Origin of the sequence: Marimonas arenosa, assembly GCF_030848945.1 — a bacterium.
In the GTDB taxonomy this organism is placed as follows: domain Bacteria; phylum Pseudomonadota; class Alphaproteobacteria; order Rhodobacterales; family Rhodobacteraceae; genus Marimonas; species Marimonas arenosa.
On record NZ_JANHAX010000001.1, the window covers coordinates 276442 to 291050 of the forward strand.

Consider the following 14609-nt stretch of genomic DNA (forward strand, 5'->3'; position numbering starts at 1 on the left):
GGAGCAAGGCCGGGCCGGTCAAAGTGCGAGGTTTTCCAGACGTTGAAGCAGGGCGGTGATGCCGGCACGGTCGATATTGGCGAACGCGATCCGCAACTGGCGGGCGCCGTCGGTGCTACCCTCAGGCTGAAACATGGTGCCCGGCAGAAGCAAGATGCCGGCCCTTTCAACCAAGATCGGCGCCAGCTTGTCAGAGGGCATGTCGAATGGGTGCTCGACATAGGCAAAATAGGCCCCCAGGCCGAGCAGTGTCCAGCCTTTCGCCTCAAGCCGTGAAAATCCTTCCGCGATCGCCGCGCGGCGGTCGAGAATTTCGGCTCGCTCGCCGGCGAGCCACTGACCGAGATTCTGCATCCCCCAAAGCGCGGCCCGCTGACCCAGTTGGTTGGGGCAGATCGTTACCGTGTCGATGAATTTCTCGACCTCCGACAGCAGCGCTTCCGAGGTGATCATCGCGCCGACGCGATGGCCGGTGAGGCGGTAGGCCTTGGAAAAAGAGTAGAGCTGGATCAGTGTCTTCGGCCAATCAGGATCGCTGAACAGATCATGCGGTGCGCCCGATTGGCCGTGAAAATCGCGGTAGGTCTCATCGACGATCAGGTGGATACCGTGGTCTCGCGCCAGCTCGAAAAAGGCGCGGATCGTGTCAGCGGGATATTCGACACCGCCGGGGTTGTTGGGTGTTACCAGTACAATGGCGCGGGTCCGTTCGGTGATCAGCTCTCGGGCAGTGTCCGGATCGGGAATGAGATCTGCTGCCGTGGGCAGCGGCACGGCTGAGAGGCCGCTCATGTCGCACCACATTTTGTGGTTGAAGTACCAGGGAGTTGGCAACAGGAGCTCATCGCCTTCGGCAGTAATCGCGGCACAAGCAGCGCAAAAGGCCTGGTTGCAGCCCGAGGTAATAGCGACCTGCCGGGACGCCACGCTGCCACCATAGAACTCCGACCATTGCCGCGCGATCTCCTGCCGCAGAGCGGGTAGGCCGAGATCGGGGCCATAGAGATGGGCCGAGATCTCGTGCTGCACGATACGGGCCATTTCGGCGCGCAGAGCTTCCGGAGGTGCAGCGACCGGGGCGGCCTGGCTCACGTTGATCAGTGGCCGGTCTGGCGGAAAGCTGACGCCTTGCATCCAGCGCTGCGCCTCCATGATCGGCGGGCGGAAGGTAACAGCGGTTCTGCTTGGTCTCATGCGGATGTTCCGGATCGCGAAGTCGGGTGCCTCTAGCGGGCGTGTTTCGGGCAGCAGGCAGGACGGGGCGCCGCTGTTCCATCATGCGTACTATACTCTCTGCGGAGAGACCTGCACTCTTCGCAGACGCAGGGGTTAGTCAACCCCGCGATAGGGTTGGACATACTGCAGCGCCATGTCCCAGGGGAAGAAGATCCAAGTATCCTGAGAGACCGAGGTGATGAAGGTGTCGGCCTGTTTTTCGCCCTCGGGCTTGGCATAGACGCAGGCGAAATGCGCTTTGGGATAGAGCTTGCGTACCAGTTCCAGAGTCTTGCCACTGTCGACCAGATCGTCGACCACCAGAATGCCTTCGCCATCGCCCATCATCTCCTTGTCGGGCGCCTTCAGCACTTCGGCCTCGCGCCGCTGGTCGGCCTTGCCGCCGCCGGAGTGGTAGGATTTGACCGAGATCGTATCAACCGTGCGGATGTCCAGCTCGCGCGCGACGATCATCGCCGGGGCCATACCGCCGCGGGTGATCGCCACCACGGCGCGCCAATTGCCAGCGTCGGGGCCTTTGCCGTCCAGCCGCCAGGCCAGGGCCCGGGCATCACGGTGGAGCTGGTCCCAGCTGACGTGAAAGCCTTTTTCGTGGGGCAGGCGGTTATCGGTCATGGCAGCGTCCTTTTACTTTTCGATCAGCAATCGCAGTCCCAGCGCGCCAAGCACGGTAGCAGCAATGCGATCTAACAGCGGTTTTGCGCCGAGGTAACGGTGACGAATGGCGCTTGTCGAGAGCAGTACGGCCAACGCGGGCTGCACCGTCCATTCGACGATCAGGTGATTGGCGAAGATGAACGCCTTTTCACTGGTGGTGAGGTCGGCGGGGAAGATTACCAGCAGGACGGCAGCGGCAAAAAGCACCGATTTCGGGTTTCCGAGATTGACCAGAAGTCCCGAGGCGAAGAACCGCTGGTGTGACACGGGTGCGGCCTGGCCGAGAGGTGCGTGGGCATGGATCCAAGTCTGCAGCGCGATCCAGATGAGATAAAGCGCGCCCGCAGCCTTGAGCGCAACATAGGCAAAGGGAAAGAGCGCAAAGAGCGTCTGCAGCCCCAGAAGCGCCATCAGTGTCCATGTTGCCGCCATTGTCCCCAGACCCAGCGCCACGGCAATACCGGCGGCGCGGCCGTGGGCGAGCGTTGTGCGTGTCAGGAACAGTAGCGACGGTCCAGGGCTGGCGATGGCCGCCAGCAGCGTGAGGTTGAAAGCGATGAGGTGGGCGAGCGTCATGCGTCGCCTCAGCCCTTTTCAATATCCGGCGCGTCTACCGCCTTCATGCCGACGATGTGATAGCCGGCATCGACATGCAGGTTCTCGCCGGTGACGCCCGATGCCAGGTCCGACAGAAGGTAGAGCGCAGAGCGACCGACATCGTCGATGGTGACATTGCGGCGCAGCGGCGAGTTGTATTCGTTCCACTTCAGGATATAGCGGAAATCGCCGATGCCGGAGGCCGCCAGAGTTTTGATCGGGCCGGCGGAGATGGCGTTGACGCGGATGCCGTCCTTGCCCAGATCCTCGGCCATGTATTTGACCGACGCTTCCAAGGCGGCCTTGGCAACACCCATCACGTTGTAGTGCGGCATCACCTGCTCGGCGCCATAATAGGTCAGAGTGAGCGCCGAGCCGCCGTCGCCCATCAGCTTTTCAGCGCGCTGCATGACCGCGGTAAAGGAATAGACCGAGATGTCCATCGTCATCAGGAAGTTGTCTTTGCTGGTGTCGACATAGCGGCCGCGCAGCTCGTTCTTGTCGGAAAATCCGATGGCGTGGACGATGAAATCGAGTTTTCCCCACTTCGCCTCGATCTCGGCGAAGGCGGAGTCGATCGAGGCGGGGTCGGAAACGTCGCAATCGATCAGCGTCTCGACACCCAGTTGCTCGGCCAGTGGCGCGACGCGCTTGCGGAAGGCATCGCCCATGTAGGAAAACGCCATCTCGGCTCCGGCTTCGGCGCAGGCCTTGGCAATGCCCCAAGCGATGGATTTGTCGTTGGCGAGCCCCATGATCAGGCCCCGTTTCCCCGCCATCAAGTTCGTTGACATCTGTCCCCCGTTCCCGCGTCGCGCGCGCCTTTATTGCTGTTTGATTTCTTTAGGCGATTGAATAGGGTGCATCAAGGGCGGGAAGAAGGGGGAAGAGATGTCCGACCGCAGCGGGATTTTTTCCGGTGACGATCCGTTTGCGATCGCCCGTGCGTGGCTGACAGAGGCCGAGGCCTCCGAGGTCAACGACCCCAATGCCATGGCGCTGGCCACGGTAGACGCGGACGGCCTGCCCAATGTGCGCATGGTGTTGCTGAAGGAAATCGAGGATGCGGCCTTCGTGTTCTATACCAACTATGAAAGCGTCAAGGCGGCCGAGATCGAAGGCGCCGGTAAGGCGGCTTTTGTGCTGCACTGGAAGTCGCTGCGTCGCCAGATCCGGGTACGGGGCACAGTGAGCCGCGAAGAGGGACCGCAGGCAGACGCGTATTACGCGTCGCGGTCGTTAAAAAGCCGTCTCGGCGCCTGGGCTTCACAGCAGTCGCAACCGCTTAGTTCCCGCGCCGCGTTGGTGGCCGAAGTGGCCAAGGTGACCGCCCGGGAGGGCATGAATCCGAAGCGACCGCCCTTCTGGGGAGGCTACCGAATTGTGCCCAGCGAGATCGAGTTTTGGGCCGACGGAGCGTTCCGATTGCATGATAGGTTCCGTTGGGTAAGGCAGGAACCTGATGAAAACTGGAGGATTCAGCGGCTCAATCCTTGAATTTCACGTTACGTGAAAAGCAAGTACTTGAACGAGAAAACATTTTTCTCCTTGAAACTGGTGGGCGCTTTGCGTCAGACAAGGAGTGGGGATGAATTTGATGGACAGGAAACTTGAAACAGGATGCGAACAGCGCCCGTGAAGTCTTCGGTCAGGTAAAGTGGTTCGATCCCGCCAAGGGATTTGGGTTTGTGGTGGCCGATGAGGGTGGACCAGATATTCTTCTGCATGCCAATGTTCTGCGCAATTTCGGGCAGAGTTCAGTGGCAGATGGTGCGCGTGTGCACATCCTTGTGCAGGAAACCGAACGCGGCGTTCAGGCTGTGGAAGTACTGAAGATCGAGCCTCCGGAGGGCACGGGCGGCCTGCCTTTGGCGGACTTTGCCGAGATCGATCCGAAGGTGATGGAAACCGCGCCACTGGAGCCGGCGCGGGTGAAATGGTTCGACAAGGGCAAGGGATTCGGTTTTGCCAACGTGTTTGGCCGCGGCGAGGACGTTTTCGTCCATATCGAGGTGCTGCGCCGCTCGGGCCTCGCCGATCTGTTGCCCGGCGAGGCGCTGGCGATCCGGGTGATCGACGGCAAGCGCGGCCGCATGGCGACCGAAGTCTGCGCCTGGGAGGCCGCTCTCAAACCCGAAGATCACTGAGCCGATGCGGCGCATTGTGACCATTGGTCTGTTGCGCGCATGTCTCGGTGGCGTGCTTTACCTGACATTGGCGCTTCCTGGATGGGCTGCCGGGTGCCGTGAGGATACCGTGTTCTTGCGCGGCCCCTGGGGGTCAGCACGGTTCACGGTCGAGATCGCCGACAGCATCGGTGAACGCGCTCGCGGGTTGATGCATCGCGAAAGCCTGCCAAAGAGCCATGGCATGCTGTTCATCTATCCCCGTCCCAGCGTCGTGTCTTTCTGGATGAAAAACACCCTGATCCCGCTCGACATGGTGTTCCTTGATCCCCGCGGTGTGGTGCGGCACGTGCACCATATGGCGGTCCCGGGCGACCGGACACCAATTCCCGGCGGAAAAGACATCCTGGTCGTGCTCGAAATAAACGGTGGGTTGGCTCGCGCCCTGGGAATCTCTCCAGGTAGCGAGATGCGGCACCCTGCTTTCGGTTCAGGCGCTGCCTGGCCTTGCACGTGATTGGGAACGTTGACCGTGATCCGATGAAAATGCGGATCAACGCGACTGGGCAAGGCAGAGCGCCGCGCCGTGCAGCGGTGCAGCTTCGTCGGTGATCAGGCGCAGGGGAAATTGGCGCATAAGGTCGCTATAGGCGCCCCGGGCGCCATAATGATGCTGGAAGCCCGGATCAGACAGGTGCTGGTAGAGCGCCCGTCCGACTGCGCCCGCGAGGTAAAGACCACCATAGGGCAAGTGGGTGAGCGCCAGCGAGCCGAGATAGGCGCCGAGCAGCCGCAGGGCGGCGGCAAGTGTGGCCTCGCACCCCGGTGCCGGGGCGGCAATGTCGTCGGCCGGGCGGCTTTCGCCGGTGCGGAGGCGGTGCAACCGCCTAAGCCCCGGACCCGACAGGGCGGCTTCGATGGCGGAACTGCCGAAATCCTGGATCAGGGCGGCCAGCAGCGACGCGTCTTCGGGCGTGGTGAAGGGCAGGGAGTGATAGCCGTGCTCTGCCGGTGGCACCCAGACTTTGCCATCAGGCAGGGGATGGGCGACGGCGGCGTTATTGCCGGTGCCCAGGGCCAGGACGAGGCGGGGCTGCTCTATGGCGCTGCCGGCAATCCCGGACACGGCGAGGGCATAGCCCATCGCCTGGAGGTCGTTAAGCAGCACGACATCGGTGCAGCCGGTGGCCCGCGCGATCTCGGCGCGGCTGATCTGCCAGTTGCGATTGGTCAACCGGATCGTCTCGCCGCTGACCGGACCAGCAGCAGCAAGACAGACAACGGCAGGTGTGACCTCCACGTCCTTCAGATACTCCTGCAATAGAACCGCGATGCCGGAGGCGCGGACATTGGCGATGCGGCGGATGCTGTCGTGGCGCAGACGCACACCGTCAGACAACGCAAAACGGCTGGTGGTGCCGCCGATATCGGCGACGAGAAAGGGGCGGACCATGCCGATAGGATGGCGCGAACCCCGGGACAAGAAAACCCCGCCTTTCGGGGCGGGGTGTTCGTTTCCTCCGGATGGCTCAGGCGCGGCGGCGGCGGCCTCCCGCTCGGCCACCACGACCGCGAGCCTCTTCACCGGGTTTCAGCGGTACCTTGTTGAAGCGGATCCACTCGGCGCCCCCCTCGTCGTTGTTGGTCAGGAAGTTGGCGGCACGGATCGCTTCCATCTCCTTGCCCGGGCGCGGCAGGGTAGAGCCGATGCCGAAGAGGGTGACAAAAGTTTCGTCGTCGATGTTTTCGGGAAGGATCACGCCAGCGGCAAGCACTTCCTCTTTCTTCGCCGCGATCGCCTTGGGACCGATGGGCAGGGCCACCGGGTTCATGATGGCGCTGGTCATGCCGGCGCCCATCGCCATTGGCAGGAAAGCATTGTTGATGCCGTGGCGGTTGGGCAGACCGAACGAGATGTTCGAGGCGCCGCAGGTGGTGTTCACGCCCAGCTCTTCGCGCAGACGGCGCACCAGCGTGAAAACCTGGAGTCCGGCGGTGCCCATGGCGCCGATCGGCATGACCAGCGGATCGACCACGATGTCATGCGCCGGGATACCGAAATCGGCAGCGCGCTCGACGATCTTCTTGGCCACCGCGAAGCGAACGTCGGGGTCCTCGGAGATGCCGGTGTCGTCGTTCGAGATCGCCACAACGGGGACATTGTATTTCTTGACCAGCGGCAGGATCGCTTCCAGCCGCTCTTCCTCGCCGGTGACCGAATTCAGCAGCGGTCGTCCCTCGGCGGCCGCGAGACCGTTTTCCAGCGCGCCGGGGACGGACGAGTCGATGCAGAGCGGTACGTCGACCACAGCTTGCACCACCTCGACCAGTTGCTTCATCAAAGTCGGCTCGACGAAATTGTTGTCGGCATAGCGCGGGTCTTCGGCCATCTTGTTCGAGAACACGGCGCCCGAATTGATGTCGAGCACGGTGGCGCCGGCCGCGACCTGGGCCACCGCGTCGGCTTCAACGCGCGAGAAATCGCCGCGTTCCAGTTCCTCGTTGAGGATCTTGCGGCCGGTCGGGTTGATCCGCTCGCCGATCACGCAGAACGGCTGATCAAAGCCGATGATGGCGGTCTTGGTTTTCGATTCGACGATCGTCCGGGTCATGGGGTTATCCTTGTTGCGCTGCGGACACCGCCTTGGCGCCGCCATGATCGATGGCCCATTGGGCGTTGGTCTTGATGCCGCCGAGCGGGAAGAAATGGACCTGCGCGATGTTGAAATCGGGATGCGCGGCCTTGTGGGCGGCGAGATCGGTCAGAATCTCGGTCGGCTCATAAGGCAACAGCAGCTTCGACACGTCCTTGGCGCGGCGCTGCAGCACGCGGATCGACGGACCGACGCCGCAGGTGACGGCGAACTTGATCATCGTCTGCAGCTTGGCCGGGCCGGCAATGCCGATATGCACGGGCAGGTCGATGCCGGCCTGCTTGAGCCCGTTTGCCCAGGCGATGATCGGTTTTGCCTCGAACGCGAACTGGGTGGCGATTGCCATCGTCGCGTCGCTGCGTTCCGAAAATTTCTGTTTCCATTGAAGGGCGTCCTCGACATTCTTCATGCTGCCGTCCGGGTCAATGTCGCGGTTGCCCTCGGGATGGCCGGCGACATGCAGCCGGGTGAATCCGGCCTTGTCGAACAGTCCGGTCTCCATCAGCTGCATCGAGCAGTGGAAATCGCCATGCGGTTCGGACACGCCTCCGGCAAGCAAGAGCGCCTGTTTCACATCGGCCTCGCCCTGGTACATCGAGATCCAGTTTTCCAGCGTCGCCGCATCCTTGATGATGCGCGCGGGGAAATGCGGCATCGCATCATAGCCTTCGCGCTTCAAACGCGCGGCGGTGGCGACCATGTCCTCGATAGGCGTGCCCTCGATATGGGCGACATAGACCCTTGTGCCCTTGGGCAGCAGATCACGGAAATCCTCGACCTTCTCAGCGGTGCGCGGCATCACCTCAATGGAGTAGCCCTCGAGGAAGGCCGCCATCTCGGGGTTGACGGGGGTGGCCAGATCGGCCTCTTTCTTGCGGAAGTTCAGCAAAGACATCATCGCACTCCAAAGGCGCATCGGGGGGTCAGTCCCGACCATCGTTGGCGATCAGGGCGCGGATGCGGTCCTGATCATATTCCGCGTCGATGCGGGCTGCTTCGCTTGCGGCTACATCGGCGGGCTCTCCGTCGACGGAATAGGCAGGCGCCTTGCGCCATTCGGCAAGATAGGCGTCGGTGTCCGACGCGCCTACCTTCATCGCGGCCCGGTCGATCGCCTGTTCGAAGCGCTCGGGCAGGGGGTGTTTAGCCCCGCGCCGTCCCTTGCCCACGATGACCTGGGCGGGGATATCGCGCCAATAAACGATGGTGACGTCCGGCATCAGCTGATTCCTTCCTAGTCCTGCGCCCTCTCTACTGGAGCGCCGGGGCGGGTAAGGGTCGGTTTTCGACGCCGCAACGCGATGTTGCGACGTCGCCAGAACCTAGAGCCTATGTGAAACGGGCGCCACCTGGGCACGCGCTCATAATTTTCAAGAAGATGTTGAACCGGGTCAGCCCAGCAAATCGCCATCCTCGCGCGTCACCGCGATGATCGCCGAACGCGGCACCGCAGCGCCGCCGTCGGGCCAATGCGAATTGCCGCGTTCGCCCGGGTGCTGGATGCCCACGAACATGGTGCGCCGGTCGGGTGACCAGCACAGGCCGGTGACCTCGCATTCCTTCGGCCCCACCAGGAAGCGGCGGATCTCGCCCGTCACCGGGTCGCCCGCCAGCATCTGGTTGTTGCCCTGGCCCTCGAAATCGCCTTCGTCCGAGTATCTGCCGTCGGTCTGGATCCACAGCAGGCCGTTGGAATCGAACGCCAACCCGTCGGGCGAGTTGAACATGTTGCCCACATTGACGTTTTCGGAACCGGCATAGGCGTCACCGTGCACCGCGGGGTTGCCCGCCAGGACGTAGAGATCCCAGGCGAAGCCGGCGGCGGTGTGGTCGCCACTGTCGGGACGCCAGCGCACGATCTGGCCGTAGTTGTTCTGCACGCGCGGGTTCGGGCCATCCGCCGGGGTCAGATCGCCGCCCTTGTTGGGCTTGATGCCGCGGTACCTGTTGTTGGTCAGCGCACAGTAAATCTCCGGCGCGTTGGGATTGGCGGTGACCCATTCCGGGCGGTCCATTGTGGTGGCGCCCACACTGGAGGCTGCCTGCCGGGTATGAATGCAGATTTCCGCCTTGATCATGCCGGTAACCTCTTCCGAAAGCTCTAGCCATTCACCGGTGCCGTTGGCATGGAAACGCGCCGCGTAAAGCGTGCCGTTCTCCATCAGGTCGTCGGTGTCGGTGCCCGGCGCATAGACGCCGTTCGAGACATAGCGATAGAGAAACTCGCCGCGCTCATCATCGCCCATGTAAATCACCAGTCGGCCCCCCGAGTTGAGGACGCATTCGGCGTTTTCATGCTTGAACCGGCCCAGGGCGGTACGTTTCTTCGGCACGGAGTTCGGGTCGGTCGGGTCGATTTCGACGACATAGCCGGCCCGGTTGGGTTCGTTGGGGGTCTTGGCGATGTCGAAACGGTCGTCGATCCGGGCCCAGCCGTAACCCCAGTCCTTGGCCGAGACGCCATAGCGTTTCAGCGCCGGATCGATTTCGACATCCTTCCGGTCTTCGGTGGCCTCGGACGAACTGAAATAGCCGTTGAAATTTTCCTCGCAGGCCAGGTACGTGCCCCAGGGCGTGGTGCCCGACCCGCAGTTATTCCAGGTGCCCCAAGTTTTGGTGCCGGTGGGGTCGGCGTCAGTTTTCATCAAATCGTGCCCGGCCGCCGGACCCGTCAGGGCCATTTCAGTGCGCGGCGTGATGCGGCGGTTGAAGGGGCTGTCGGTGACCACGCCCCAGCCATTATCTCCATGGGCCAGTTCGACTACGGTTACGCCATGAGCCAGCAGGCTTTTCTCGATCTCGTCTGCATTAGGGCCTTCGTCTCCGCGATTGCCCCAGATGATGGAGCGATTGGTGTATTCGTTGTTGACCGCCAGAAGCACCCGGCCGTCATGCGGAAAGATCTCCATGCCATCGGTGTTGTCGCCGAAGGCCAGCGCTTGGGTTGCGGCGGTGCCGCGGGTTTCCGGGTTGAATTCGGCGCCTTCGGACCAGAGGGGATCGGCCCAGCGCACGACGATTTCCGCCTTGTAGCCGGGCGGCAGGGTGACGGTGTCGGCGGTCGACGCGCCGATCTGTTCGAAGGCGAAGCGGCTGGTCTCGGCCCGCGCACCCGAAGGCAGTGTGGCGCCGCCCAGCGTGGCGAACCCGCCCACGGCCAGCACGCCGCCCACGAAGCCACGGCGTGACAGGGCGGCCTCGACCACGTCGTCGAAATCACAGGTCTCGGCGCGCGGGTTCAGCGCCTCGTCGAAATCGTCAAAGCTCATTTCATCCTGTTGGCTCATGTTCGGCTCCTGGTGAGATTGTTGTAAAAGACGATGCGCGCAAAATCGAGGCCAGCGCGCACAGGTCAAGCCATGCCGTTCGGGTATGAAAGCCATGTGACAATGGTGAAAGCTCTTGCGCGAGAACGGACCTGAGCCTACTTTGAACATAACTCGAAATGGAGGGCGTATAGCCATGGCGCCCAAGCGTCCCGAAGGTGCGGGCGCGTTCCCGAAACCGGTTGAGAGCCCCGCGCCCAATCCGCCGGATCCATCGCAGCTTTACGCCGCGCTGGATCTGGGCACGAACAGTTGCCGTATGCTGATTGCCCAGCCCAAGGGCAGCCAGTTTCACGTGGTCGATTCCTTTTCCAAATCCGTGCAACTCGGAGCCGGGCTGGAACGCACCGGACGGCTGAGCCGCGCCTCGATGGGGCGCACGATACAGGCGCTCAGGATCTGTCAGCAGAAGCTGAAGCGCCACAAGGTAAAGCGCATGCGACTGGTGGCGACCGAGGCCTGTCGCCGTGCCAGAAACGCCCGCGATTTTATCGCCCAGGTCAGGCGCGAAACCGGGTTGAGCCTCGAAATCATCCAGCCGGAGGAGGAGGCGAGACTCGCCGTGATCTCCTGTGCGCCGCTGGTCTCGACAAAAACCGAGCAACTTCTGGTCGTCGATATCGGCGGTGGCTCGACCGAGCTTGTCTGGATCGACCTCAGCTCGGTGCCGCAACGTGATCGGCCCCGCGCGATCATGCGGTTGCATGCCGGGTTCCACGGTGTGGAAAGCCTGTTTCCGGCGGCCAAGGTGGTGGACTGGATTTCGGTGCCGCTGGGCGTGGCGACCCTGCGCGATCAGTTTCGCGATGTCGAGGACGACTCCGCGCGGTTCGCTCTGATGAGCTGGTTCTTCGAAGAGAACCTCGCCGAGTTCGCCCCCTACAAGGACGAGCAGGCGCGTGAAGGCTTCCAGATTGTCGGCACCTCCGGTACGGTCACCACGGTGGCGGCCAGCCATCTCGGTCTGCGGCGCTATGACCGCACCAAGGTCGATGGTCTCAGGATGACCTCGGACCAGATCGACAAGGTGATCCAGGGCTACTTGCGGCTCGGCCCCGCCGGGCGCAAGCGCGACCCGCGCATCGGCCAGGACCGGCAGGCGCTGATCATGTCCGGCTCGGCGATCCTTCAGGCACTGCTCAGGTGCTGGCCCACCGACCGGCTAAGCGTCGCCGACCGTGGCCTGCGCGAAGGCCTGCTCTATGCCCAGATGAGCGCTGACGGCGTGCTGGAAGACGGGCCGTTTTGACATGGCAAAAAAACCTACTGGAAAGAACACGTCCGGGCGGGGCAGGCGCGATCTGACCGTCAAGGTCAAAACGGCCCGCGGGCGCAGGCTCAGCTCGACCCGCTGGCTGCAGCGGCAGCTCAACGATCCCTACGTGCAGCGGGCCCAGAAAGAAGGCTACCGCGGCAGGGCGGCGTTCAAGATCATGGAACTCGACGACAAGTATCGCTTCCTGGTGCCCGGGGCGAGGGTGGTCGACCTGGGCTGCGCGCCGGGGGGATGGATCCAGGTGGCGGTGCCGCGGATCAACGCGCTCGGCGAAAAGCCGGGCAAGGCGGTGGGACGGATCATCGGTATCGACCTGCAGGCGGTCGACCCCATTCCAGGCGCTGAGATCCACCAACTCGATTTCATGGAGGATGGCGCCGACGACAAGGTGAAGGAGTGGCTCGGCGGCAAGGCCGACGTGGTGATGAGCGACATGGCGGCGGCGTCATCGGGGCACAAGCAGACCGACCATTTGCGCATCATCGCGCTCTGCGAGGCGGCGGCATATTTTGCCTTCGATGTGTTGGAAGAGGGTGGCACGTTTGTTGCCAAGGTGCTGGCCGGCGGGGCCGAGGGCGAGCTGCAGAAGATCCTCAAACAGAAATTTGCCAAGGTGGCCAACGTCAAGCCGCCCGCGAGTCGTTCGGACAGTTCCGAAAAATTCGTCGTTGCCACCGGGTTCCGCGGCTGAACACCGTACTGCTGATCATACGCAGGCGCATACGCTTGCCGGTCTCACTCGACGGTGACGATCTGCCACTTGCCGCCCTTGAGGCGGATCACGCAGGCGCTTTCGGTTAACCGCGGCATCACCGTTGTGGCTCTGAGCGGCACCGTCCGAGCGATCTCGGCCGGGCAACGCGGCAGGCGTACATATTCATAGCTGCGGTCCCCCATGCATTGCGCGACGACCTGATCCCGTAGGCCGTCATTGGCATCCTCGGTGACGATTTCGGGTGGCAGCCGGCGGCCCGGAAAGAGCTGGCAGTTGCCAGCGGCGTCACAGATCCGGCGTGGCGGCAGAAGTGGTCCGGGGATCACCCGCGTGATCATCCGCGGCGGCACATCGGTCTCACCCATCACACGGCAGTTTAGAAGGTCGCGGTCGGCCCGGGCGACGGTCGTTCCAGGCTTGTAATACAGCCCCAATGGCATGCAGCCCACCAACAGGAACATCGCCGCGAAAGCGCGAAATTTCATATGCTTGCAAACCTTTTCACTAACCTGACGCGGGTATCCTAGCGCACGCCGGATTGGCTGACAAAGCAATTGACCCGCCTGCGCCCATCTGCCATTCAAAACCCGCAAGAGCTGGGGAGCATCGCTCCATGAAGGTCATAATCTGTGGAGCTGGCCAGGTAGGCTGGCAGATCGCGCGGCACCTCTCGGGCGAGAAAAACGATGTCACCGTGGTCGACAGCAATGCCGAGTTGGTGCGCCGCGCCACCGATACGCTCGACGTGCAGGGGATCTCGGGCTTCGCCTCTTATCCGGATGTGTTGGAACGCGCCGGCGCGCGGGACGCCGACATGATCATCGCCGCGACCTATTCCGACGAGGTCAACATGGTGACCTGCCAGGTGGCTCACTCGGTATTCTCGATCTCGCGCAAAATCGCGCGGCTCAGGGCGCAGAGCTATCTCACGGCGATCTATTCCGATCTCTACCGCCGCGACCACCTGCCGATCGACGTGGTGATCAGCCCGGAGCGCGAGGTCGCGGAAGCGGCGCTGCGGCGTCTAAAGGTGCCCGCGGCCTTCGATATCGAGAGCTTCCTTGGCGGCAAGGCCCAGTTGCTGGGCATCACCATCGATTCCGATTGCCCGGTGACCAACACGCCGCTGCGGCAACTGAGCGATCTTTTTTCCACTCTGCGGGTGATCGTGGTCGGGGTGCGCCGCAGGGGGCGGTTGTTCGCGCCCGAAGCGGGGGATCAGCTGTTTGCCGGCGACGAATGCTATCTGTGCCTCGCGACCGAAGACGTGCCGCGCACGCTCGAAGTGTTCGGCAAGTCCCATGCCAAGCAGGAGCGGGTAGTGATCATCGGAGGCGGCAATGTCGGGTTAGCGGTCGCCAGTGCGTTGGAAGGCGGTGAAGAACGCATTCGCGCCAAGGTGATCGAGAAAAGCCGCGCCGTGGCCGAACGCGCGGCCGACGCCCTGGAGCGCACCATCGTGCTCAATGGCGACGGGCTTGACGCGGCGCTGCTGGCCGAGGCCAGCATCGACCGCGCCGATGCGGTGCTCTGCGTCACCGATGACGACAAGACCAACATACTAGCCGCGGTGCGGGCCAAGCAGGCCGGGTGTCCCATGGCCATCGCACTGGTCAACGAGCCCAGCTTCGTTCCGCTGATGCAGCCGATGGGGATCGACGCCTACATCAACCCGCGCGCCACCACGGTGAGTTCGATCCTGCGCCACATCCGCCACGGGCGGGTGAAGGGTGTCTATTCGCTCGGCGATGCCGAGGCCGAGGTCATCGAGGCGGAGGTTCTGTCGACCTCGCCGGTGACCGGCCAGCAGATCCGCGACATCGACTTTCCCGAGGGCGTTCTCGTCGGTGCCGTAATGAAACAGGGCAAGGTGATGAAACCCTCTGGCGAGCTTCGGGTCGAGGAGGGGGACGTTCTGGTGATTTTCGCGATGTCTGATGACGTACCCGAGGTCGAGCGGCTGATGCAGGTCTCGATTGATTTCTTCTGAACGCCTCGTTTGCAAGGCAATCTGCGTGGCCC

Annotated in this window: 16 protein-coding genes; 6 read left to right on the top strand and 10 right to left on the bottom strand. The window is 62.9% G+C overall.

What is annotated here, in order from left to right:
- Positions 1–18: 18 nt before the first annotated feature.
- From NO357_RS01385 to fabI, 4 genes are all read right to left on the bottom strand, one after another.
- Positions 19–1194, bottom strand: coding sequence for an aminotransferase (locus NO357_RS01385; RefSeq protein ID WP_306733817.1), 1176 nt, complete (start codon positions 1192–1194; stop codon positions 19–21).
- A 135-nt stretch (positions 1195–1329) separates the two neighbouring features.
- The gene (gpt, locus tag NO357_RS01390) at positions 1330–1851 is read right to left on the bottom strand and encodes a xanthine phosphoribosyltransferase (RefSeq protein ID WP_306733818.1); all 522 of its coding nucleotides are present in this window, start codon (positions 1849–1851) and stop codon (positions 1330–1332) included.
- A gap of 12 nt (positions 1852–1863) precedes the next feature.
- A complete protein-coding gene (locus tag NO357_RS01395; protein ID WP_306733819.1) occupies positions 1864–2469 on the bottom strand; it encodes a LysE family translocator in 606 nt (201 codons plus the stop codon).
- An 8-nt stretch (positions 2470–2477) separates the two neighbouring features.
- Positions 2478–3284 carry an enoyl-ACP reductase FabI gene (fabI, locus tag NO357_RS01400; protein WP_306733820.1) on the bottom strand — a complete coding sequence of 269 codons (807 nt, stop codon included), beginning with the start codon at positions 3282–3284 and terminating at the stop codon, positions 2478–2480.
- Positions 3285–3381: 97 nt separating this feature from the next.
- Here fabI and pdxH point away from each other — a divergent pair, with 97 nt between their 5' ends.
- The 3 genes from pdxH to NO357_RS01415 all read left to right on the top strand — a co-directional run bounded on the left by pdxH (position 3382) and on the right by NO357_RS01415 (position 5133).
- Entirely contained in the window at positions 3382–3987 is a 606-nt protein-coding gene (pdxH, locus tag NO357_RS01405) for a pyridoxamine 5'-phosphate oxidase (RefSeq protein WP_306733821.1), read from the top strand.
- A gap of 113 nt (positions 3988–4100) precedes the next feature.
- Positions 4101–4637 carry a cold-shock protein gene (locus tag NO357_RS01410; protein WP_306733822.1) on the top strand — a complete coding sequence of 179 codons (537 nt, stop codon included), beginning with the start codon at positions 4101–4103 and terminating at the stop codon, positions 4635–4637.
- Positions 4638–4641: 4 nt separating this feature from the next.
- Positions 4642–5133 (top strand): DUF192 domain-containing protein, encoded by a 492-nt coding sequence (locus NO357_RS01415; RefSeq protein ID WP_306733823.1) that lies wholly within the window; start codon positions 4642–4644, stop codon positions 5131–5133.
- 36 nt (positions 5134–5169) lie between these two features.
- On the opposite strand, the gene NO357_RS01420 is transcribed toward NO357_RS01415, so the two are convergent.
- The 5 genes from NO357_RS01420 to NO357_RS01440 all read right to left on the bottom strand — a co-directional run bounded on the left by NO357_RS01420 (position 5170) and on the right by NO357_RS01440 (position 10557).
- Positions 5170–6099 (bottom strand): glucokinase, encoded by a 930-nt coding sequence (locus NO357_RS01420; protein WP_306733824.1) that lies wholly within the window; start codon positions 6097–6099, stop codon positions 5170–5172.
- Positions 6100–6145: 46 nt separating this feature from the next.
- On the bottom strand, positions 6146–7228 hold the full coding sequence (locus NO357_RS01425; RefSeq protein WP_306733825.1) for a dihydropteroate synthase: 1083 nt from the start codon (positions 7226–7228) through the stop codon (positions 6146–6148).
- A 4-nt stretch (positions 7229–7232) separates the two neighbouring features.
- On the bottom strand, positions 7233–8165 hold the full coding sequence (locus NO357_RS01430; protein WP_306733826.1) for a methylenetetrahydrofolate reductase: 933 nt from the start codon (positions 8163–8165) through the stop codon (positions 7233–7235).
- Between the two features lie 28 nt (positions 8166–8193).
- On the bottom strand, positions 8194–8490 hold the full coding sequence (locus tag NO357_RS01435) for a virulence factor (protein WP_306733827.1): 297 nt from the start codon (positions 8488–8490) through the stop codon (positions 8194–8196).
- A gap of 171 nt (positions 8491–8661) precedes the next feature.
- Positions 8662–10557 carry a PhoX family protein gene (locus tag NO357_RS01440; RefSeq protein WP_306733828.1) on the bottom strand — a complete coding sequence of 632 codons (1896 nt, stop codon included), beginning with the start codon at positions 10555–10557 and terminating at the stop codon, positions 8662–8664.
- A gap of 175 nt (positions 10558–10732) precedes the next feature.
- Here NO357_RS01440 and NO357_RS01445 point away from each other — a divergent pair, with 175 nt between their 5' ends.
- Together NO357_RS01445 and NO357_RS01450 are read left to right on the top strand one after the other, a co-directional pair.
- Positions 10733–11845: a Ppx/GppA phosphatase family protein gene (locus NO357_RS01445; protein WP_306733829.1), complete on the top strand. Its 1113-nt coding sequence runs from the start codon at positions 10733–10735 to the stop codon at positions 11843–11845.
- Between the two features lies 1 nt (position 11846).
- Positions 11847–12563: an RlmE family RNA methyltransferase gene (locus NO357_RS01450; protein WP_306733830.1), complete on the top strand. Its 717-nt coding sequence runs from the start codon at positions 11847–11849 to the stop codon at positions 12561–12563.
- Positions 12564–12607: 44 nt separating this feature from the next.
- Here NO357_RS01450 and NO357_RS01455 read toward each other — a convergent pair whose 3' ends face one another.
- Positions 12608–13072 carry a hypothetical protein gene (locus NO357_RS01455; protein ID WP_306733831.1) on the bottom strand — a complete coding sequence of 155 codons (465 nt, stop codon included), beginning with the start codon at positions 13070–13072 and terminating at the stop codon, positions 12608–12610.
- A 128-nt stretch (positions 13073–13200) separates the two neighbouring features.
- Here NO357_RS01455 and trkA point away from each other — a divergent pair, with 128 nt between their 5' ends.
- The gene (gene trkA, locus NO357_RS01460; RefSeq protein WP_306733832.1) at positions 13201–14577 is read left to right on the top strand and encodes a Trk system potassium transporter TrkA; all 1377 of its coding nucleotides are present in this window, start codon (positions 13201–13203) and stop codon (positions 14575–14577) included.
- Positions 14578–14609: the final 32 nt, after the last annotated feature.

Bases quoted from the DNA above. Each gene is read 5' to 3' on its own strand.
- NO357_RS01450 (WP_306733830.1), top strand. From the start codon at position 11,847: ATGGCAAAAAAACCTACTGGAAAGAACACGTCCGGGCGGGGCAGGCGC.
- NO357_RS01425 (WP_306733825.1), bottom strand. From the start codon at position 7,228: ATGACCCGGACGATCGTCGAATCGAAAACCAAGACCGCCATCATCGGC.
- NO357_RS01385 (WP_306733817.1), bottom strand. From the start codon at position 1,194: ATGAGACCAAGCAGAACCGCTGTTACCTTCCGCCCGCCGATCATGGAG.
- NO357_RS01440 (WP_306733828.1), bottom strand. From the start codon at position 10,557: ATGAGCCAACAGGATGAAATGAGCTTTGACGATTTCGACGAGGCGCTG.
- NO357_RS01455 (WP_306733831.1), bottom strand. From the start codon at position 13,072: ATGAAATTTCGCGCTTTCGCGGCGATGTTCCTGTTGGTGGGCTGCATG.
- NO357_RS01435 (WP_306733827.1), bottom strand. From the start codon at position 8,490: ATGCCGGACGTCACCATCGTTTATTGGCGCGATATCCCCGCCCAGGTC.
- trkA (WP_306733832.1), top strand. From the start codon at position 13,201: ATGAAGGTCATAATCTGTGGAGCTGGCCAGGTAGGCTGGCAGATCGCG.
- fabI (WP_306733820.1), bottom strand. From the start codon at position 3,284: ATGTCAACGAACTTGATGGCGGGGAAACGGGGCCTGATCATGGGGCTC.
- NO357_RS01395 (WP_306733819.1), bottom strand. From the start codon at position 2,469: ATGACGCTCGCCCACCTCATCGCTTTCAACCTCACGCTGCTGGCGGCC.
- NO357_RS01415 (WP_306733823.1), top strand. From the start codon at position 4,642: ATGCGGCGCATTGTGACCATTGGTCTGTTGCGCGCATGTCTCGGTGGC.
- NO357_RS01430 (WP_306733826.1), bottom strand. From the start codon at position 8,165: ATGTCTTTGCTGAACTTCCGCAAGAAAGAGGCCGATCTGGCCACCCCC.
- pdxH (WP_306733821.1), top strand. From the start codon at position 3,382: ATGTCCGACCGCAGCGGGATTTTTTCCGGTGACGATCCGTTTGCGATC.
- NO357_RS01445 (WP_306733829.1), top strand. From the start codon at position 10,733: ATGGCGCCCAAGCGTCCCGAAGGTGCGGGCGCGTTCCCGAAACCGGTT.
- gpt (WP_306733818.1), bottom strand. From the start codon at position 1,851: ATGACCGATAACCGCCTGCCCCACGAAAAAGGCTTTCACGTCAGCTGG.